The following is a 21,993-nucleotide window of genomic DNA, read 5'->3' on the forward strand; positions in this document are numbered from 1 at the left end:
CCCTCCTTAAATGGTCAGGAAATCCACGGGATCCAGCCCCTCACATTTGAGCATTTCCCTTACATTGGTTTTGTCCGCATCCCTGTCAAAAGCATTATCCCGGAAAACTACTTTCCATGTTTCCGGTGACAGCTCCTGGTGAAGTGCAGTCAGCACTTTCGCCACATCTTCATTAACATGGTCATCCAGACAGATGAAAAGGGCGCCCATGCCGATGCTGTAAACGGTATGTCCATCCCTCTCCAGCTTCTCCACCGGGCAGGAAAGGTCAATGCCCGTTTTCAACATGATTTCATAGACCACATCCTCTTCCGTTCGTCCTTCTACAAAATTGTCCACATAGTCCCAAAGAGACTGTGCCAGGTCCTTTTTATCCGGGTTCCAGCGCTTGATATTGGAACTGTCCAGCCGGAAAACCTTGAAGCCCGTATCCGGTGCTTCCTGATTTTTTTCTTCTGCTTCCTTTTCAATAAGAGCTCCGGCACGACGAATACGTTCTTCGCCAATATCACATATGGTCTGGAAGCCATTTTCTCTAGCTGAAGAATTTTTAGGTGTTTCCGCAGGGATTTGCACCAAAATAAATTTTTTATGTCCATTATCTTTTATATTTTCCATAAAAACGGCATGCGCCGTCGTTCCTGATCCGGAAAAGAAATCAAGAATCGTATCATCAAGACCCGCATTAGACAAATAAATGAGCTTTTGAAGGAGGCTGGTCGGTTTCGGTTTATCAAACATGACCGTTCCGTTAAAAAGCTTCATGACTTCCGCAGTCCCATTTCTGGTGGTGCCGACCCTATCTGAGCTAAACCATGAAGTATCAACAGACCCCAATTCACACTTTTCCGCATAGAAAGATTTAAGTTGTGGCCTGCCTTTACCGTCTTGCCCCCAAACAATTCTATGATCAGCCAGATATTTTTTAAAGGAACGCTCCTCCGTTCTCCAATGTCTACCCTTAGGCGGCCAGAATTCCTCGCCGGTATTTGGATTTTTTATGGCATAGGTCAGGTTCTCCCTGACATTAGGTGCATCAAACGGATCAGCTTTCCATAGTCCCCTCGGATCATTATCTGGATTAGAAAAATTACTTACATCCAGAGGCAAAGGTCTCACCACAAAATCATCTTTTTTATGCCATTCTGTAAAATTGCTTGCTTTTAATCGGCGATTCTGTTGCCTGCGTTTTCGTGCATAGGCACAGATATATTCATGGTTAACGCTGAAATCTGTATCATTTTGTACAGAAGCTCTAGACTGCCAGGGAATTTCTGCAACTAAATTTTCTTCTCCGAAAATCTCATTGCAAATCTGTTTTAAGTTATCAATTTCATTATCATCTATAGAGATAAAAATAACGCCGTCATCAGTAAGCAGATTTCTGGCCAAGCGAAGGCGGGGGTACATCATATTGAGCCAGTTGGTATGATATCTGCCACTAGATTCCGTATTAGCTGAAAGGGCCTTGCCCTCTGCATCCACCTGTCCGGTAACCTGTTTATAGTTCTCAATATTATCTTTAAAATCATCCTTATAAACGAAGTCATGGCCGGTGTTGTAAGGTGGATCGATGTAAATCATTTTTATGGCCCGATGATAGCTTCTCTGGAGTATTTTCAATACTTCCAGATTATCCCCTTCTATATACAAGTTTTTTGTAGCGTCCCAGTTTTTACTTTTCTCAGGGCAGGGGCGAAGGGTGCCCATAGACGGAGTCTGGGAAATATGAAGGGCTTTTCCCTTTCCATTCCAGGTAAACTGGTACTTTTCCCTGGCATCATCTACGTACCCCCCCCAGAATTTGTCGGAGTATATCAAAATTTATTTTCCCTTCTTCAAAGGCTTCCGGAAAATCCTGTTTCATCTTTTTCAGATTTTCTTCCAAAATATCTAATGATGTTCCTTTCAATTCTGCCATGATTATTCTCCTTCTTTCATCTGCTGTAATTGGGCTTTCAGTTTTTGTTTCAGTTTTTGTATTTCCACATTCAGGGTTACCCGCCGGGCAAAGCGGTCTTCTTTTTTCAGCTGTACTCTTTTTCTATCGATTTCTTTTTCCAGTTCTTCCATGGAGTAGAGAAACTTTCTTGCTTCTGTCCCGTCAGTCACATGGATCATGCCCTTTTGGGCCGCCAGGTACTTTGAGAAAGTATCCAACAGTTCCGTATAGAAATCGTAGAGATTCGTAAATCGGACTTCCGAAATAGCAAAGGGCGCCTGATTTTCATCCATCCATTCTGAATGGACCATATTTTCCAATACCATCTGGGAAGGATTAGAAGGATTCACGTGCTCACCTGTCATCCACAGCTGCCATTTTTCTCCATAAAGGAAGAAAAGCATCATGGGGTAAGGAATGGCATGCATGATGACTTCCGCCAGTCTGGAAGGAATCTTTTCCCCTTTCACTGTTACCAATAGAACCACCACGGACGAATAGTCCCGGATTTTGTCCTTGTAAACAGGTATGTTAATCGTATCCGGTTGGAAGGCCGCATAAAGGCGAATGGTTGAAATGAAACTGTCAAAGCTGCGTTTGTCAGCTGCGCTCATCTGCACATTTTTAAAAAACAGTGTTTTGTATACCGGTTTGTCCACTATGCATGTCCCCGGTATTTTCATATTGTCTAGAAATTCCATCACACAGCCTCCAAAATAAGGAATGCTTCCAGAGTAAATCCGGTGGATCCTCTAATGCCACCGGTTATTTGAAGGCCGCCTCGGGAGAAAAGGCTGGCCATCCCTTCCTCTTCTTTAAAACCTGATGCCTGGGAGTAGGCCTGCCTGAGAAGGGAGGCATAGTGATCCATAAGCCTTCCCTCTTTTGTTTCAAGGTTCCATTTTTCTAAAGCTTCGGCATCCGGCTTCACCGCACCATGGCACAATCTTTTCATCAGATCCAGTACTTTTTTGGAATTGGGAACATCCCACTGTACTTTTCCATCATCAGTTACATAAAGAAGAATATAAGGTGTAAAGGGATTCATACCCTTTTCTTTTGCCTTATCCCTTTCATCTTTCAGCAGAAAGATAGCCCCCGGTGTGATTCCTGTATCCGATGCAACACCTATGACCGCATGAAGTCCACAAGGTGCCGCCGGCAGGATTCTTCCATTTTCTCTCATGAATCCGGCCAAGTCCATCCGAAAATCATTGTACGTCAAATCGGTAATGGAAATGTTTCCGGAAATATCTTCCAGATCCAGCACCTGATGTTTCAGCTGTTCCAGCTGGGTCCTGCGGTATTCCAGGTCATGCATTTCTTCGCTGCTGTTTTCTTCAATCACATTTTCTTCTCCTGTAGCAGATACATCAAGGAGAACCATGCGCCCCCGTACTCGCTTTTCCAAACTGATATATTCTTCCAGATTTTCCATAGGCCAGAAATTCACAAGCTGGATGGCCTTATTTCGAGAGCCAATGCGGTCAATACGTCCAAATCGCTGGATAATGCGGACCGGATTCCAATGGATGTCATAATTAATCAGGTAATCGCAGTCCTGGAGATTCTGCCCTTCAGATATACAGTCCGTAGCAATGAGGATATCAATTCTGTCAGTTACGCCGGGCATAGTTGAAGATGCTTCCTTGGAGATAGGTGAGAAAAGGGTCAACAGAGTACTCATATCCGTTCTGCTGGTGAATTTTCCAGACACCTTCATGCTTGTGCGGTTTCTGCCGGAGCCAACAATCACCGCCTGATGAAGTCCAAGACTTTGGGATAGCGGCAGCAGGTTATCATAGAGATAATTGGCTGTATCAGCAAAGGCGGTAAATATGATGATTTTTTTATTTCCCTGATTGATGGGATGAGTCGTTTTCTCCCGGATGATATTTTTAAGTGCTTCCAGTTTTTCATCTCTCTCTGCTGTTACCTGCTCTGCCAATAACAGTATGCTAGCCAGTTTCTTTCTGTCTTCCTGCAGATCTGGTATCCAGCGCAAGGCATCGATATCCTGGAATAGTACTTTCACAGAGCTGCCCCAGGCCAGTGTCTCAAGGGCAGAGTCATCTTCATCGAAATCGCTTATATGAATAGATGGATCAAAGATTCCTTTCTGCTTCTGCATCATACCAAGGGCCATGTCAATTTTATCCATGATACGCCGTACCGTATCTGCAAAGGAGTGGATAGATGACTCCATCCGTTTCAGCATGCCCACTCGAATGAGACCGATAAGCTGCTGCTCCCGGTCCAACTGGGTAAATCTGGATTTCCCCTTATTGACCTTCGTATCATATCTGCTGGCATATTCAGTAAGTTTTGACAGTTTAAGATAAGCCATGGGTGAATAAACGGCCAGGGTGAGTCCTCTGATTTCTGTATTGATATTTTTTATGTCAGGGAATTCTTTCTCCCTATCTATACCGGGATATAGATTGATCGGGGCCAACCGCTTAGGGAATGTTCCTATTTCAGAAGAGTCATAATATTTACTGATATGTTTTCTTGAGCGAGCAATGGTCAGTATGTCCAGCAAGCGGAAGTAGGACGGATTACGGGCAGACATGAGGCTTACGAATGAGTTGGTCGATTTATCTATGTTCTGTGTCTTATTCCACTGGTTAAACACTGTCTGTGCCAGTCGTAATACATTTTCAATACTGCTAATGCCCATGTCTTGGAGGGCTATATCATTTCCTTCTGTAATAAAGGCAATCTGGTTCTTGATATCGTTCATCCTGTTATTAACAGGGGTAGCGGAAAGCATAAGGACCTTCGTTTTTACTCCTGCTTTGATAATATCATTCATGAGCCGCTGATACCTGGTCATATGGCCTTTGGTAGGAACGTTATTTCTGAAATTGTGGGATTCATCAATGACCACAAGATCGTAATTTCCCCAGTTCATGCCTGCCAGATCAATATCTCCAGACATACCGCTGGTTCTGGAAAGGTCAGTATGGTTAAGCACATCATAGTTAAAGCGATCCTGTACCAAAACATTGCGAACATCATTCCGGGTATAAATGGTCCAGTTATCGCGGAGGCGTTTGGGTGCCAGAACAAGGACCCGATTATTTCGAAGTTCATAGTATTTTATCACTGCAAGAGCGGTAAAGGTTTTCCCCAGCCCTACGCTGTCCGCCAGAATGCAGCCATTGTATTTTTCCAGCTTACTGATAATACCCTTGGCCCCATCCTTCTGAAAGCTGTAAAGTTTATTCCAGATGACTGAATTGTAAAAGCCGGTTTGTGCAAATCGGTCATCCATAATGTCGTCCAGATAATCCTTGAAAATTCGATAAAGGGTAATGGCATAAATAAACTGGGGCGGTTGATCTTCATATAGCATCCGCAATGAATCAAGAATCTGTTCCTTGATATCTATCACGCGGCTTTTATCTTCCCAGATCCGGTCAAACATGGAAAGAAACTGTCTCGTGTATGCTTCCCCGTACATGGCCACGTTAGCATCGGTTCTAGCAGAAGAAATGGTTCCTAAGCCGCCAGATGTCATATCGACTGTTCCCTGCACAACGGCAGAACCCTCTCCATTATCCGCCAGCAGCATATGCATGGCTGCTGGATTATCACCCCGGAATCCGCGAATAGAAAGTTTTCTTTTCACCCATTTCGCACATTCCCTGGCTATGTACGACTGCGTAAGACTATCCAACAATTCTTTTTCATCTTTGTCCCCACCAATTAAGTTCCGTCTCAGAGCCTTTGCCTCTGTCATATCTTTCTCAGACATAGCAAAGGAAGAATCTGTCAAAATCATGCGGACTTCAGGAATAGAAGACAGTTCTTTTTTCAGCGCATAAAAAGAATAGATTGTGAAATAAGAGGAAATGATAGAAAGTTTCGTATCTTTTCCCATCCATTTCCTAATCTCATCGACCACTCTTCCGTTGTTTTTATTATCAAGGATCTTGGGAGACTGCATAGCATAGCCTTTCTGCCGTTCCACTGCAATGACTCTGTCCTAAAAACCGGACGAAACTTAAAAATCTAACAATTCTATTGTAGCATGAATTTCTGCCCATCATGCCATTGCCATACATTTTATATTTCATCATGAAATACTTGTATCGCCACCAAATAAAGATTCAATCCTCTTCACTAACTGCTTCAAAACCTTTATATCATTATAGCAAATAGCAATGTCAAAGATTGACATTCTCAAAACATTCCCTAAAAAATCTGAATAGACTAATCTGCATAGCAAAAAGGCACAGTAAACAAATCTGCGCCTTTTTCATGCCACACAAAAAAACAGTAGGCCTATCAGGGGAGTATCCAGGTAAGTCCAACCAATGAATCAGGCATCTGCGCCCTGGCTCTCCCACATAGGTGGGTGCTGCTCGATACTTGGACGGTCGGGGAAAGCATGGGAAGGCCCTTTACTGTGCAGACTAAGGGCCAACTTTTCCCGACTTGCGTATCCCAAGCAGTATACGAACACTAAATGAGGAAAATCCTGCGATTGCTCTTCCTTATTGCTTTTTTGTCTTCTGTTTTGCCTTTTCTACTGTCTATTGCTTCTGTCTGTAACCTGCCGGGTTTGGGAGAAGAGAGGTTTGAAAAAATGGAATTTCCTGACTTCTTCCCTGCCCCCTTCTCTACCGCGGATGTGGAAAAAGGCATTAGGAAAATGGGATGTATCATCTCATGAGGTCTTTTCATTCCTCTGCTGCTAATATCGCAGAAGTCTCACTTCTTTGACCCCTTGGATGGAAATTTTTTTAATTCTATTTTCTTGAACCTATCATCGCCGCTACCACAGAGCTGCCTTTCGGCAGCAGGGCAAAGATATCTGCGCACTATGGAGAATCTGAGCCGAGAAATCCTCCTGCCACCATGCTGCGTGTACCATTAAAGCGTGAGATTTTTCCACTCCGCTCTGCTCCGATCGAAATGACGGTGAGGCGGAATAGAAAATCTTTTGAGGGGAGGTTGTAAAAAGGAGGGGCTTATGCAATATAAATGTATGGAGATGCAAATCAGGAAACTCCATGGAAGGATTCTATTTCCCATCTGTCATGTATATCGCGATGATTCCGGCCGGAATGCAGCTTTGACAGAAAGGAAGCAAAAATCCCTGTATACAGGCTTCTGGTTTTCCTCCCGCTCCCCTGGCGCCGGGGAAGCGAAACGGATTCTGCAGATTCGTAAAAATATGATAACCCATCGCAAAAGCACGGATACCATCCACATACAGCATGAGCCCGCATTCCCGGACGACAAGAGCAGGGTTGACGCAGGATTTTCCTGTGATTTAGCGTTGCCGCCTGATTTCAGGGAAGCACTAATTAATTCACAGAGTCTGCCTTTATAAGAATTTTTATGCACTGCTGCGTCATGGGATTCCTTAAATAGCTCGCTATTTGCGTCATCCCATTCCTTGCATTGCATAAAAATTCAAGAATAAAAACAGACAATGATTTAATTAGCGCTTCCCTAGAGGCCCGCCATACTGACTGGCTCGGATACCATCCGTGTTTTTGTGCTGCCTTTTGACAGCATGGAAAAAAGCAGCCCTTCATGGACTGCTTTTTTTCATTGTAAAAACTCCTGATTGGTCCCATACTTATGCACGGTAGGGCGTCAAGGCATCTGCTTCGATGAATCGGCCAGGGATAGCCGCCTAAGCGGAATGTCTGTGTCGTCAAGGAAGAAAAGATACGCTATATTGCCACCAGGATGTCTAGCAGGTCATGCCTCAGGAGTTTTTATGGAGTTTTCGGCGCGCCGGAGAGGAGAAATTCATGAAGGTTTTAAGTCTCTCCTCCCCGCTTCCATGGATTGTGCACCGCGGGAATTGGAAAGCCCTTTCGCCAGGCCTTTTCGCCTCTCTAGTCATATAGTCGGGGAGACTGGGTAGATGTATCAGTCAGGGATTTGTTGATATGCCCTTGGACACACCTTCGGTGTGAGGGTTGACGGGGCTTCGCCCCGAGGGTTGTGGCCGCCTGATGGCGGCAGGTTGTGTCCCCACAGGGGGCGACAGCCCTAACGGGCTGAGGGTGGTGGTGGCGGCTGCGCCGCAATTTTTAAAGCCAGCGTTACGGGATTTACTTTCGGTGTCATAGGCAAAATAAGCATTACGGTGATGAGCCACCTCCGGTGGCTTTCCCCTCTTTGGTGCCTTACGGCACCACCTTCCCCCGCGGTATCGGTCGGGAGACAAAAGGAAAGCGCCTTTATGGGCAGGCTAGGCGCCTTACTTCGCCCGACTTGCACATCCTATGCAGGATGTGCACAGTGGATAATAAAACTCTGAAGAGCGGCCCGCAAATCAAGTTTTCTTGCCACCGCAAGGGAACGCAAGGACGTTATGTGATTTACCTTCCTGTCTCCAGTAGTAAATGGCGAAGTGCCAAAGTCTCTTTTCTGGGGGCTGCTTCATTCACATGGGCTGCCTATGTCTGTGTTTTCGTGCTGTCCTTTTTATAGTGAAGAAAAAAGCAGCTCCCCATGAAGCTGCTTTTTCACCACAAAGAAACCCGGTGCCTTCCCATCCCCTATGCCCAATGAGTTCGGTGTCTGCATGGTCTACGGCCGCTGCTGCACGAAGTGCGACGGCGCGCGCCATACATGAGTCTCCCGTCATTTCTGCCGAGATAGATGTTAAGTCCTGGATTTCTCTGCTGTTTTTCCAGTTGATACTGAATTTTTACCTTTTTCCGGAAAAGGTGAGGGGGAAAAGGCGGTACCATCTTTTGATGTCCCCTGCCCCGTCCTTTCATTTCTTATGCGCAACTTGGAAATATACGGAGCCGGTTTCCTCAAAACCGCGGGCCTTTCATGTCCCTCTACTATATAAGTAACGGCAGGTCCTCATTTTTGAAAAGAAGAGGAAAATTTTTTTAAATTCTATACTGGAAAAACCTGTGGTATCAGGATTCAAAAGGGTTCAGAGGGTTCAGAAGGTTCAAAAGGTTCAAAAGGTTCATAGGGGAAGGTTGACGGGCCTACGGCCCGAGGGTTGTGGCCGCCTAACGGCGGCGGGTTATATTCGCTTCGCTCAGGGGGCGACAGCGCCTGCGGCGCTGAGGGTGGCGGATTGCCGCAGAGCGGCAATGCTTATAAAGTCAGCGTTACGGAATTGGCTTTATGAGTCATATAGCATGAAAAGCATTCTGCTGACTGGCTCGCTGCGCTCGCCCCCCCTTTGGTGGTTGCGCCACCACCTTTCCCCCGCAAGCGGGGGCACTACAACCCGTGCTAAACTTAGAGTCACTTATGAAAAAATAGCCTCACGGAGCTTTATTCTGCCACCGCTTGCAGGGGAAGTCCCGCGCAGCGGGCAAGGGGGAATGCATTTCCAACGCCCGCCAGGGCGGTTGTATGGTTTTCGCCGCCAAAGGCGGCATAAAAAATGGCGCCCGAAAGGGCGCCGTACCTCGCCAGCGCAGCGATACTATATAACTCCCGAGGGCGAGAGCCCTCAACCCGTCCGGGAGGCGTCAGCCGGTCCCGGACAGAACCCTTGGCGCCCAGGGCCAAAGGCCCGGCGGCGCCATCAACCCTCGCGGCGAAGCCGCGTCAACCTTCGGGAATACCGGCAAGCACCGCCTAAGTCCCAGTCCTGATCCCGACCACGCCACAGGCGCCTGAATCCTCAAGCCCCAAAGGGGCTTGTCCATCCCTCACGCCCGCAAGGGCATCATAAAAGGGCGCCTTCTATAATTTAGAGGCGCCCACCACAACCCTCAGCGGCAAAGCCACTGTCAAACTTAAGAACCCTCGGGGCGATAGCCCCGTCAAACTTTAGAACCCTCAAGCCCGTCAGGGCTTGTCCACATCACTTATCTTCCGGGAATGGAGGCCATCCCATTTCTTTGCCGCCGATAATGTGGGCGTGGAAATGGAAGACGGACTGTCCGGCTTTTTCGCCTGTGTTGATGACGAGGCGGAAACCGCTTTCCTTGAGGCCTGCTTCCAGGGCGATTTTCTTCACTACCAGGAAGAAATCGGCAAAGTTTTTGTTGTATTCTTCATCGAAAGCGAGGATGTTGTCCACGTGTTTCTTCGGAATCACCAGAATGTGCACCGGTGCGCAGGGTTCGATGTCCTTGAAGGCATACCAGTTTTCATCTTCATAAACTTTGGTGCTGGGGATTTCACCGGCAGCGATTTTGCAGAAAATACAATCAGCCATTCTTATTCCTCCTCTGCTAACACGCCTGACAGGCCGTCTTCTGTAATGGTATCGATCCTGACAGGATACATTTTTCCTCTTTCTATATGTGAATCCCTGATGGACACGCGGATGTATTCATCTGAAAGGCCTTCAAAGAATCCATCCTTTATTTCTTCCGCCAGTACGTGGACTACGCGTCCCATGAACTGTTTTCTGTAGTCCAGGGCGATTTCTTTTTCCAGTTCCTGTACCCGGTGCACTCTTTCTTTTTTCACCTCATTGGTCACCTGGTTGGGATAGGATGCCGCCGGCGTGCCGGTGCGGCGGGAGTATGGAAATACGTGGATGCCGGAGAATCGGATTTCTTTCAGTGTTTCCAGGGTTTCCTGGAAATTCTCTTCCGTTTCGCCCGGGAAGCCGACGATCAGGTCGGTGGTCAGGGCAATGCCCGGTACTTTGGCCCGCAGTTCGGAAATGAGTTTCTTGAACTGCGGCAGCCGGTAGTGGCGGTTCATGCCTTTCAGCACGGCGTCGGAGCCGGACTGGATGGGCAGGTGGAGATGGCGGCATACTTTCGGTTCGTTCTGCATGATGGAAATGAGATCTTCTGAAAGTTCCACGGATTCCACCGATCCCAGACGGATGCGGAGAAGGTTTGGAATCTTCACCAGCTCTGCCACCAGGGTGGCAAGGGAGGTGCCGTCGTGGAGGTCTTTGCCATAGTTTCCAAGGTGAATGCCTGTCAGCACCACTTCCCGATAGCCCTGGGCAGCCAGTTTCCTGATTTCATCCACCGCATCTTTCTGGAGACGGGATTTCAGCTTTCCCCGGGCGTAGGGGATAATGCAGAAGGTACAGTAATTGTCGCAGCCTTCCTGGACCTTCACAAAGGCCCGGGTCCTGACTTCACCGGACACGTCGACGGACATGTTTTCAAAGTGATCCACTTTCATAATGTCCACGGTCTCATTGAGCGGCTTCCTGTCGGTGCGGCCCATGGCTTCTTCCACATAGTCCACAATGTGGGAGCGGTTCTGGACGCCTACAATCACGTCCACGTCCCCCATCTTTTCAAATACCTCCGGCGCCAGCTGGGCATAGCAGCCGGCTACGGCGATAATGGCGGAGGGATGGGCCCGGCGGATACGGCGCACCATCTGCCGCGATTTCCTGTCACCGATGCTGGTGACAGAGCAGGTGTTGACTACATACACATCGGCATCTTCGTCTTCCCCTGCCTGGGTGTACCCGTTCCTGATAAAGAGGGTACGCATGGCGTCACTGTCGTACTGGTTGACCTTGCAGCCAAGAGTCAGAAAGGACACCTTTTTTCCTGAGTTCAAATTATTATTTTCCATGAGTTCATTATAACACGGGGGAAAGAAAAGAAGAAAGGGTGCATTGGGTTCAGAAGGGAAGGTCCTTAAGATGGACCGGCCTGCGGCCGGAGGGTTCGTAAGTTTGACGGCCCTTCGGGCCGAGGGTTGTGGTATCGCCCTTACGGGCGATGAGTATTATAATGCCGCCTTTCGGCGGTCACGTCCACATCGAATATCATAATCATTCTTACCCTCGTCCACCCCTTCACCACTTCGTGGCCCTCTTCCCCTAAAGGGGACGCAAGAGGCGTTACGGGATTTACTTTCAGTGTCATACGTCATGAAAAGCATTACGGTAATCAGCCACCTCCGGTAGCTTTCCCCCCTTTGGTACCTTACGGCACCACCTTCCCCCCCCGCGGTATCGGTCGGGCGACAAAAGGAAAGCGCCTTTATGGGCAGGCTAGGCGTCTTACTTCGCCCGACTTGCACATCCTATGCAGGATGTGCACAGTGGACAATAAAGCTCCGCAAAGCAATTCCTTCACTCAACGCATAGCGAAGAATAAAGTCCCCCCGCCGGGGGGAAGGTGGTGGCGCCAGCCACCAAAAGGGGTGCATTTCCCTCGCCCGCAGGGCGGATGTAAAGGTTTTATCATAAGAGGGTGCCTTCTATAATTTAGAGGCGCCCCACCACAACCCTCAGCGGCAAAGCCGCTGTCAAACTTAAGAACCCTCGGAGCGATAGCCCCGTCAAACTTTAGAACCCTCAAGCCCGTCAGGGCTTGTCCATAAGGGGCTTGTCCCAATAGTGAAGTTCATGAAGTTTAATAGTGAAGTCATAGTGAAGTTGATAGTGAAGTTAGTATGAAGTATAATGGAAGCAGTTCATGATATGCTCTTGAAGGAGGTAGTTCCATGCTGTTAGAGGAGCTGATACCTGATGCCGGTTTAGAAGATTACAAGACCGAATACAAACGTCAACTTAACCGGGATGATATTTTGAGCTGGCTGAAAACAGCAGCCGGGTTTGCCAATGCTGATGGTGGAGACCTGTATGTGGGAGTGGATGATGAAACTCATACCTTACTTGGCTTTGACCGTCACGGTGCCGATAAAGAGCGAAATTATTTCAACAGTCAGGTGAATGAACATTTAGTACCCCGTCCTGATATTCGTATAGAATTTCTGCGGTATAACATCAGGAACCAGGAGCGTTTTATCCTGCATATTATAGTGAAAAGTTCCGCTGTCAAGCCAGTTATCTTGAAATACAAAAACGTACCGGCCATTTATATGCGCCGGGATGGCTTTACTAACGGTGCCACCTATGAAGAAATTATAGAAATGAGTATCAAAAGCCAGCACGCCGAGTTTGATACTCTTCCTTCAGACCGCCTGTACCAACGGGAAGATTTTACCGGCCTCTTGTCTTTTTTCAAAGAGCATAACAATGGCAGAGAGTATACAGACAAGGCGCTGCAGTCTATCGGCTTTTTCAATGAAAAGGGCATATTGGCCAATGGCTCAGTACTGTTTGCCGATGATTACGGAGGCAGTAAAACAGACATGACCTGCTCTGTCTTTTCCGGTTTCAACAGAGGAAGCGAACGTATTGTCACGGTCAACAGGTTTCATGGAAATTTGATTCAGGGTATATCATATGCCTGCGACTTTGTTTCCCAGCGGATGAATCACTCTATTATCAAAACAGATACGGGGCGTATAAATCTGGATGCCTATCCTGCCCGTGCTGTTTTTGAAGGGGTCGTCAATGCGGTGGCTCACCGCGATTATTTCCTGGATGGCACGCAGATTCAAATCGATATGTTCCGTGACCGTCTGGAAATCTCTTCGCCTGGCAGCTTTTACCGTGGAGCCCCATTTGAAAAGACCTACAATCTGTCCTCCATTATTTCCAAAAGAAGAAATGAACTGATTTGTTCCGTACTGGTGGCTTGTAATGTAATGGAGGCCGCTGGAACGGGCTTTGACAAGATTACGGAAGACTATGCAGGAGCAGATGCTAACCATAAGCCTTATATCTTTTCAGCTTCAGATCATTTTACCCTGGTTCTGCCGGACTTAACCTACGATAAGGGTGTTCTCCCCTCGGATAGTGAAAGACTTGAGTTCGTTCCTCCCCGCAGCGGGACAAAGTATGATGCATCCATTCTCATGTATTGTTTCGGTCAGGCCAGAAAAGTGACTGACATTGCAGAACATCTCGGTCTGAGCCCTTCTTCTTATTTCCGTAAAAATATTTTGAACCATTTGATAGAGCAAAAATATCTATTAGAAAGTAAAAAGGGACGTTCCAGATATTATCAGACGAATCCCAATTCTGTCCGTTTGAAATAATGCCGCAAATCCAAATGCCTGCCATGAGAATATGGCAGGCATTTTTGATTGCAGCTGCTCCGCCTTTAGACACACCTTCGGTGTGAGGGTTCTTAAGATGGACCGGCCCTTTGGACCGGAGGGTTCTTAAGTTTGACGGCCTTTCAGGCCGAGGGTTGTGGTGGCGGCTTCGCCGCAATTTTTAAAGTCAGCGTTACGGGATTTGCTTTCTGGGTCAGATGGCATGATAAGCATTACGATGATGAGCCACCTTCGGTGGCTTTTCCCCCCTTTGGTGCCTTACGGCACCACCTTCCCCCCGCGGTATCGGTCGGGCGACAAAAGGAAAGCGCCTTTATGGGCAGGCTAGGCGCCTTTCTTCGCCCGACTTGCACATCCTATGCAGGATGTGCACAGTGGACAATAAAGCTCCGCAAAGCAATCCCTTCACTCAACGCATAGCGAAGAATAAAGTCCCCCCGCCGGGGGGAAGGTGGTGGCGCCAGCCACCAAAAGGGGTGCATTTCCTCGCCCGCAGGGCGGTTGTATGGTTTTCCTCGGGCGAAACCCGGTTGTCCGGTTTTCGCCGCCAAAGGCGGCATTTATACTGGCGCCCCCAAGGGCGCCGTACCTCGCCAGCGCAGCGATACTATATAACTCCCGAGGGCGGGAGCCCTCAACCCGCCTGTAAGGCGAAGACGATCACAGGCAGAGCCCTGGCAGCCCAGGGCCAAAGGCCCGGCGGCTGGCTCAACCCTCACGCCCGTAAGGGCGTGTCAACCTACGGGAATACCGGAAAGCACCGCCCAGGTCCCGATCCCGACCGCGCCGAAGGCGCCTGAACCCTCAAGCCCGTCAGGGCTTTAAAACGCCAAAAAGCGGCGCTTTCGCGCCGCCTGATTTCTATTTCCTTATGCCTTCATCACTGTGCCGTCGGCCAGTTTGATGGTATGTCCGTTATAGTTGATGGTGCCCAGGTTGGAAACCGTGGTAACTTCGCTGTCTTCAGTGAGGTCCCAGGTGGAGCCTGCTGCAATGAAGATGTCCGCATTGGTGTGGTAGGCATCGCCGTTCTGGGCGTTGGGAACGATGTGGATGGCGCCGGTCCATACGGAGCCATCGGTGATGTTCATGTTTACGTCAGAAATGGAGTCTACCAGAATATTGCCGGTGAGGTTCTGTTTCACCAGTACGATCTGCACGTGGCCGCCGTTGCTGCCGGCTTCTCCCCAACCGAAGGAGCCGTCGTTGCCGGTGACGGTGAATACGGGAAGGGTTCCATCCTGCTGGATGGTGGTATTTTCCAGGGTCACTCTGCCATGGGTGCTGGTGATGTAGAACATGCCGCCTTTATGGGAAATAAGGGTGGAGTCTTTGGCGTTGAACTGCTGGGTGCCCATGGTGCCGATGGCTGATTCATCGGAATAGAGAACGATGTTGTAGGGCACGGAGTTGGTTTCATTGCCTTCCAGGGTGGAATTTTCCAGAGAGAGGGTATTGTTGTTCTTCACCACAGCTGCCTTGGTGGCCTGGGCGTTCACGGTGCTGCCGGTCAAAGTGACATCGCCGCTGCTGTATACGCCGTGGGATTCCTGTCCGGTGGTGGTGAAATGGCTGTTTTCAGCCAGGATGATGCCGCCGTTTTTGGAAACTTTGATGGCCGGGGAGCCGTAGCCTGTGGTGGAGGCCGTAGTGCCAGCCAGTTTCATCATGGCTTTTTCAGCCGCTTCTGCAGCAGGCGCGAAGTTTCCTGTGGTATCTACGGTGGAATCGGTGAGATTGATGTAGGTCCCCTTGCTGTAGCCATAGGCTGCGGTGGCTCCGTTTCCGGTGGTGGAAATCTTTGTATCGGAGAAAGCGCCGTGGCCGCCGTGGGTCACCAGGAGGGCGGCGTTTTTGCCGTAGAGGTCGGAATTGGTGACGTCGTCCACGTCGCCGGATTTGGTGATGGTGTCTCCTTTGGCGCTGATGTAGGCCATGGATACGCGGAGGGCGTTTTCATCAGCCTTGGTGGAGGTGTAGGTCATGCCGTCATAGGTGCCGTCGCTGTCGATTTCGTTGGCTGTATCCCCCTGGTCGGCGGTGTACTTGGCTGCCGGCGCCGGTTCGGGCTCAGGCTCCGGTTCCGGCTCCGGCTCAGGTTCCGGTTCCGGAAGAGGCTCCGGCTCAGGAGCAGGTTCTACTACCGGCTTCGGCGCTTCCGGGGAAAGGTTCTTGAAAGTGCCCGATTCCACCGATTTTTCTACATCCGGAAGGGTGAGAGACAGACCTTTCAGCAGTGCGTCGGTGTAATTCACCTCCGGCGCTTTGGCAGCTGTGTCCCCCGTCTGGGCAGCCGTATCGGCTTCCTTCAGTGCATTCACCACCGGTGTAGATGGTTCTTCTGCCCATACAGAGGGAGCTCCAGCGCCGGCCATAGCCAGAACGCAGAGAAGAGCAGCGATTTTACTATGTTTCATATATGTCCTCTTTTCTAAATAAAGGTCCCATAAACCTATGCTATCATAATCCAATGTTTTTATTGTACATCAAATACCAGTGGTTGTCATGTGATTTTTGCGGGGGGGGGGACAAGCGAGGGCGAGAAAGTTCATAGAGTTCAGAAGGTTCAAATGGGAAAGGTTCTTAGGATTGACCGGCCTGCGGCCGGAGGGTTCTTAAGTTTGACGGCCCTTCGGGCCGAGGGTTGTGGTGGCGGCTTCGACGCAGATTATAAAAAGGGGCGCGGCTAGCGCCGCGGGTTGTGTAGAAGGGTTGCGTCGCTTCGCTCAGGGGGCGACAGCGCCTGCGGCGCTGAGGGTTGTGGTATCGCCCTCTCGGGCGATAAGTATTATAATGCCGCCTTTCGGCGGTCACGTCCACATCGAGTATCATAATCATTCTTACCCTCGTACACACCGACTTCGCTGGATGGCGTCTCACTGGATTCGCGGGTCGCGGGGCTCCCCTATGAATCCAGTTCGCTTGCACACCCTTCGCCACTTCGTGGCCTCTTCCCCTAAAGGGGACGCAAGAACGTTACGGGATTTACCTTTCTGTATCATATGGCATGAAAAGCATTACGTCGATCAGCCACCTCCGGTGGCTTTCCCCCCTTTGGTGCCTTACGGCACCACCTTTCCCCCGCGGTATCGGTCGGGCGACAAAAGGAAAGCGCCTTTATGGGCAGGCTAGGCGCCTTTCTTCGCCCGACTTGCACATCCTATGCAGGATGTGCACAGTGAACAATAAAGCTCCGCAAAGCAATCCCTTCACTCAACGCATAGCGAAGAATAAAGTCCCCCCGCCGGGGGGAAGGTGGTGGCGCCAGCCACCAAAAGGGGTGCATTTCCTCGCCCGCAGGACGGTTGTATGGTTTTATACAAACTGGCGCCTTCTATAAATTTAGAGGCGCCCTCCACAACCCTCAGCGGCATAGCCGCTGTCAAACTTAAGAACCCTCGGGGCCACAGCCCCGTCAAACTTTAGAACCCTCAAGCCCGTCAGGGCTTGTCCCTATGGCGCCCTACAACAACCCTCGCCCCTAAAGGGGAAACGACTCACTATGATTTGTGCGTCGCTTTGCTCCTTCAAATCATGTTCGCTGTGCACGCCAAAGGCGCGTCAAACTTAAGCCCCTTAAAAACCTTCGGCCCAGCGGGCCGTCAACCCTCAAGCCCGACAGGGCTTGTCCATGGCTTGTCCATGGCGGCCTTTTCTTATTTGTGTTAAAATAGGAACGGTAAAATTCGTTGATGTATATATTATTGAGGGAGGCCATTATGCAGATTCATATTATCGATCATCCGCTGATTCAGCACAAGCTCACCATTATGCGTTCCAAGAGCACCAGTTCCGGCGAGTTCCGCCGTCTTTTGAAGGAAATCACCCTTCTTATGGGCTATGAACTCACCAGGGATCTGCCGCTGGAAGATGTTGAAATCGAAACGCCCCTGGAAAAGGCTCATGGCAAAAGGGTGGCCGGCAAGAAGGTGGGCATTGTCCCCATTCTCCGCGCCGGTTTCGGCATGGTGGACGGGCTTCTGGACCTTATGCCTTCTGCTCGTGTCGGTGTCATTGGTCTGTACCGGGATCCGAAAACTGCAAAGCCTGTGGAATATTACTGCAAACTGCCGGATGTGGAGAACCGTGATTTCATTTTGGTAGACCCCATGCTGGCTACCGGCGGAAGCGCTGTGGCTGCCATCGATATGATGAAGTCCCGGGGCGTGAAGAATATCAAGTTCATGTGCCTGGTAGCTGCTCCGGAAGGGGTGGAAGTAGTGAATGAAGCCCATCCGGATGTGCCCATTTTCACAGCTTCCCTGGATCGCCAGCTGAATGACCACAAGTACATTCTCCCCGGTCTGGGAGATGCAGGGGACCGCATTTTCGGAACGAAGTAAAATCTATATCATGAGAAAGCCCGGCGTGCCGGGCTTTTTTCACCCCTGTTTTTGCAGAAGGAGGGATATGTATGCCTTTTTTCATTTCGCGGGACGATATTACCACCCTGAAAACCGACGCCATCGTGAATTCAGGAAATCGGGAGCTCCGAATGGGCGGCGGGGTGTGCGGCGCCATTTTCAAGGCGGCCGGCGCTGAGGAGATGGAAAGGGCCCTTCAAGGCCTGGGCCCCATCAGCATCGGCGATGCGGTGGCAACGCCGGGATTTGCCCTGCCTGCCCGGTATGTCATCCACACGGCTGGCCCCATTTACCACGGGAGGAAAGAGGAGCGGGATCTTCTGGCATCCTGTTATCGAAACAGTCTCCTACTGGCGGAAAAAATGCACCTTTCATCCGTCGCTTTCCCTCTGATTTCCTCCGGCATTTACGGCTATCCCGTGGAGGAAGCGGAGCAGGTGGCATTGGATGCCATCCTCAGCTTTTTGGAAACCCACGACATGACGGTATACCTGATTATCCTGAAGGAAAGGGCTCGAAAGGCCATGGTCTACAGCAGGCTGTCCTATTTCCTGCAATCCCATGAGGATATGGAGCCGGCATTCGGAATTTCTATCCCTTCCAAAGCGCCGGCCGTTGAACGGGACTCCCTATGCTTTGACGTCCTTGCAGATGAAGCACCGTCACAGAGGACTCGCCGCCGGAAAAAAGGGCCCCGCAAAGCACCGGTCCATGACCTATCCCTCCCTGCGTCCGGTCCCATTCCCGATGAATTTCTTCGCACCGAAGAGTCTTTTTCCCATGCCCTTCTCCGCATGATTGATGAAAAGGGGCTCACGGATCCTGAGGTCTACAAGGGCGCCAATCTGGACAGAAGGCTTTTCTCTAAAATCAGGTCGAATGAAAACTACAAGCCCCGGAAGAATACCATCCTTGCCCTGGCTGTTTCCATGGACCTTTCGGTGGAGGAAACGGAAAATCTTCTGAAAAAGGCGGGCTACACCCTGTCAAGAAGCCTCACAGGAGACCTCATCGTCCTTTTCTACCTGCAGCGGGGAAAACCGGATATTTATGAAATCAACGAGGCTCTTTTCCACTTCCACCAGCCCCAGCTGGGAAGTGCGTTATAACAAAAAGACTGTGAAAAGATGATTCCCATTTTTTCACAGTCTTTTTGTTATGAAATTTCCTATACGGCATGAAGCAGTGGCGTTTCAACGCGGCAGGAAACTATCCGGCAGGAGATTTCTCGACTCCCTTTCACTGACTCCATGAAGCATATGCGTCAATTCGCCGCTGACCTCCGCTCGAAATGACAGGGAGCGGGAAAGCACTGTGCGTCATAAGCTGCCAGGGACGAATGACGCACGTACTCTCCCTGCTTCATTGTTATTTCGACCGCAGCGAAGTGAGTGGAGAAATCTCACTCCCGAGTGGAACAACCCCCATTGTGGCAGGAGATTTCTCGACTCAGAGTTTCAATAGAGCTCATTTGCCTTTCCCCTCATCACGACATACAGCCCCGCTCGAAATGACAGGGAGCGGGAAAACATTGTCTGTCATAGCAGCAGAAAACCCTTTCCAACAGCTTATTTCATTCCTTTCCGTATGGCTTCCAGGCACTCATCCACAATGACCATGTTTTTGGCAATGCCCGCCGGGGTGCGCTGGAAGGCGTAGGCACGGTCTTCGTCGATGCCCATGCGGTCTGCCGTTTCTTTCACGTCAATGTCGGCGCCGGAGAAGATGAAGGTCCAGCCCATTTCCTTTCCTTTGCTGATGAGCCTGTGGATATCATTCCAGCTGAAGCGGGTGCTTGCGTTTTCACAGCCGTCGGTGGTAATGAAGAAAACCACATGGTCCGGGCGGGCGTCCTTCGGTTTGTGGGAAAGGAGCTTTTCCATTCTCCGGATACTGAGCCCCACGGCATCCAGCATGGCGGTGCATCCGCCTGCCACATAGTCCTTTTCTGTCATCGGCGGCACGTGGCTGATATCCTCTCGGTCGTAGACCATATCCATGGTCTGGTTAAAAAGAACGACGGTCAGATAACAGGTGCCAGGCAGCTTCTTCTGCTTTTCTATCATGCCGTTGAAACTGCCGATGGTGTCCGATTCAAATCCCGACATGGAGCCGCTCCTGTCAATAATGCATACCAGTTCTGTCATTTCCTGCTTCATAGTTCTCAGTCCTTTCTGAAATATTGGTATCTCTGTACGTATGATAGCAGAAAAAAAGGCACCGATGGTCGCCCGGGAAGCGACATTTACCGGTGCCTTGAAAGATGATGGGATTCCTGTCCGACTCGACTCCCCTCGAAATGACGGTAAGGCGTCTGACCTTCTGACCGTCTGATTGTCTGACATCCCCGCCTATTTCTTCAATACCGTCAGTGTATGGCCATTGGTCACGATTTTTCCTTCGCTGCGAAGGGTATGGACCGTGGAGTCGGCGGTCATGTTCCAGGTGGCTCCTTTTTCGATGGTCAGGTCTGCGCCTGCGTCTTTGTCATGTCCCTGGTCATTTGTCTCCTGAAGCAGGGCGCCGTCCCAGCGGGAGTTTTTGCCGAGGGTCATGGAAAGGTGGGAAATGGAATCCACCAGGATATTTCCTTCCATCTGCTGGTTTTGGACGGTGAAACGGGCTCTGCCCCCATTGGCGCCAGCCTTTCCCCAGCCCCGGGAGCCGCTGTTTCCGGAGATCCGAAGGAGAACGCCATCGGGGTCTTCGTTTTGGATTTTTACGTTATCCAGCTGGATGGTGCAGTCCGTATTGGTGACGTAGAAAACATCTCCTTTATGGGACAGGAGGCTGCCCCCTTCCATGGAGAAGGCGGAGGTGCCTTCTTCCGCATCGCCGCTCATGGACTGGTAAATCATGACGGTGTGCACATTTTCTTCCTTAATGGTTTCCCCTCCCATCACCCGGGTATCTGCCATATTCCCTTCCATGCGGCAGTTTTTGAGGGCAATGCTGTTTTTCCCTTCAATCACGGCCCCTTCGGAGCGGGAAGCGGAAAGGTCGGCCCCCTCTATCGAAATACGGGCAGTGGAGTAAACGGCCGGCGAGCCGTATCCTTCGGTGCGGAAGGTGCCTCCTTTCACCAGCACCGTACCGCCGCCCCGGTCAGAGCGGATGGCGGCGGAAGAATTGCCGGCGGTGGAAACGTTGACGTTTTCCGCCTCCATGAGAGCACCGCCGGTGGTCTGCAGGCCGCCGGAATGACTGCCTTCGGTGGTAATGGTCACATTCTTTGCTGAAATCATGGTGCCCTTACCGTAGCTGAAAAGGCCGTTGCCATTGAGAGCGGCGCTGTGGACAGCCGAATCCTCCACTGTCACCCGGGCGCCGCCGGTGGCCAGAAGGGCCGCATTCATGCCGTAAAAATCGCCGTTTTCGGTGCTGGAGGAAGTGCCTTCCTCTTTCATGATTTCCACATTTTTCAATGTCACCAAAGCGCCGGTAATGCGGAGAGCGTTTTCATCATTGCCGGTGGATCCGAAGACCTGATCTTCCAGCACGCCGTTTTCCGTCACATTTCTGGCGGCGCTGCCCTGAGAGACCTGGTCCGGCAAGGACGGGGCCTTTCCTTTTTCTGCGGCCCCGGGGCGGGATGCCGAATCGGATGGAACGGCCACTTTGGTAATGGTAATATCCTCTACCCGATTCTGCAGATTCCAGGTCATGGCATCGGAAAACCGCCGGGGCAGGACATCGCCATTTTTATCGGCGGCCCGGGCCCATCCGTTGGAAAGAAGAAGGGCACAGGCCAGAAGAACTGTCATTTTATATTTCATAGCGCTCACTCCTTATACTGCCTGATTTCCTGTATTATAACATACTGGCTATGGACCC

Annotated in this window: 13 protein-coding genes; 3 read left to right on the forward strand and 10 right to left on the reverse strand. The window is 50.1% G+C overall.

Annotated features, from left to right (window positions below):
• Nucleotides 1–6 precede the first annotated feature (6 nt).
• The 7 genes from NW747_RS01005 to mtaB all read right to left on the reverse strand — a co-directional run bounded on the left by NW747_RS01005 (nucleotide 7) and on the right by mtaB (nucleotide 11,437).
• Nucleotides 7–1,821, reverse strand: a complete 1,815-nt coding sequence (locus NW747_RS01005; protein WP_273187607.1) for a site-specific DNA-methyltransferase — start codon at nucleotides 1,819–1,821, stop codon at nucleotides 7–9.
• Nucleotides 1,781–1,921, reverse strand: a complete 141-nt coding sequence (locus NW747_RS01010; protein ID WP_273187608.1) for a hypothetical protein — start codon at nucleotides 1,919–1,921, stop codon at nucleotides 1,781–1,783. The genes NW747_RS01005 and NW747_RS01010 overlap by 41 nt, the downstream gene beginning before the upstream one ends.
• Before the next feature lie 2 nt (nucleotides 1,922–1,923).
• Nucleotides 1,924–2,643, reverse strand: a complete 720-nt coding sequence (locus NW747_RS01015) for a DUF4391 domain-containing protein (RefSeq protein WP_273187610.1) — start codon at nucleotides 2,641–2,643, stop codon at nucleotides 1,924–1,926.
• Nucleotides 2,643–5,918 carry a helicase-related protein gene (locus NW747_RS01020; protein ID WP_273187611.1) on the reverse strand — a complete coding sequence of 1,092 codons (3,276 nt, stop codon included), beginning with the start codon at nucleotides 5,916–5,918 and terminating at the stop codon, nucleotides 2,643–2,645. The genes NW747_RS01015 and NW747_RS01020 overlap by 1 nt, the downstream gene beginning before the upstream one ends.
• A 494-nt stretch (nucleotides 5,919–6,412) precedes the next feature.
• Nucleotides 6,413–6,634 (reverse strand): hypothetical protein, encoded by a 222-nt coding sequence (locus NW747_RS01025; RefSeq protein WP_273187613.1) that lies wholly within the window; start codon nucleotides 6,632–6,634, stop codon nucleotides 6,413–6,415.
• 3,121 nt (nucleotides 6,635–9,755) lie between these two features.
• Nucleotides 9,756–10,112 carry a histidine triad nucleotide-binding protein gene (locus NW747_RS01030; protein WP_273187614.1) on the reverse strand — a complete coding sequence of 119 codons (357 nt, stop codon included), beginning with the start codon at nucleotides 10,110–10,112 and terminating at the stop codon, nucleotides 9,756–9,758.
• Between the two features lie 2 nt (nucleotides 10,113–10,114).
• Entirely contained in the window at nucleotides 10,115–11,437 is a 1,323-nt protein-coding gene (mtaB, locus tag NW747_RS01035; protein ID WP_232217339.1) for a tRNA (N(6)-L-threonylcarbamoyladenosine(37)-C(2))-methylthiotransferase MtaB, read from the reverse strand.
• A gap of 894 nt (nucleotides 11,438–12,331) precedes the next feature.
• Here mtaB and NW747_RS01040 point away from each other — a divergent pair.
• Nucleotides 12,332–13,774, forward strand: a complete 1,443-nt coding sequence (locus NW747_RS01040; protein WP_273187615.1) for an ATP-binding protein — start codon at nucleotides 12,332–12,334, stop codon at nucleotides 13,772–13,774.
• Between the two features lie 890 nt (nucleotides 13,775–14,664).
• Here the strand turns inward: NW747_RS01040 and NW747_RS01045 are convergent.
• Nucleotides 14,665–16,212: an autotransporter outer membrane beta-barrel domain-containing protein gene (locus NW747_RS01045; RefSeq protein WP_273187616.1), complete on the reverse strand. Its 1,548-nt coding sequence runs from the start codon at nucleotides 16,210–16,212 to the stop codon at nucleotides 14,665–14,667.
• Nucleotides 16,213–17,514: 1,302 nt separating this feature from the next.
• Here NW747_RS01045 and upp point away from each other — a divergent pair.
• The gene (gene upp / locus NW747_RS01050; protein ID WP_008860004.1) at nucleotides 17,515–18,138 is read left to right on the forward strand and encodes a uracil phosphoribosyltransferase; all 624 of its coding nucleotides are present in this window, start codon (nucleotides 17,515–17,517) and stop codon (nucleotides 18,136–18,138) included.
• 71 nt (nucleotides 18,139–18,209) lie between these two features.
• On the forward strand, nucleotides 18,210–19,268 hold the full coding sequence (locus NW747_RS01055; RefSeq protein WP_273187618.1) for a macro domain-containing protein: 1,059 nt from the start codon (nucleotides 18,210–18,212) through the stop codon (nucleotides 19,266–19,268).
• Between the two features lie 459 nt (nucleotides 19,269–19,727).
• Here NW747_RS01055 and NW747_RS01060 read toward each other — a convergent pair whose 3' ends face one another.
• Nucleotides 19,728–20,318: a vWA domain-containing protein gene (locus NW747_RS01060; protein ID WP_008860002.1), complete on the reverse strand. Its 591-nt coding sequence runs from the start codon at nucleotides 20,316–20,318 to the stop codon at nucleotides 19,728–19,730.
• Nucleotides 20,319–20,510: 192 nt separating this feature from the next.
• The gene (locus tag NW747_RS01065) at nucleotides 20,511–21,935 is read right to left on the reverse strand and encodes a hypothetical protein (protein ID WP_273187619.1); all 1,425 of its coding nucleotides are present in this window, start codon (nucleotides 21,933–21,935) and stop codon (nucleotides 20,511–20,513) included.
• Nucleotides 21,936–21,993 lie beyond the last annotated feature (58 nt).

The organism is Dialister succinatiphilus, assembly GCF_928721695.1.
Classification (GTDB): domain Bacteria; phylum Bacillota; class Negativicutes; order Veillonellales; family Dialisteraceae; genus Dialister; species Dialister succinatiphilus.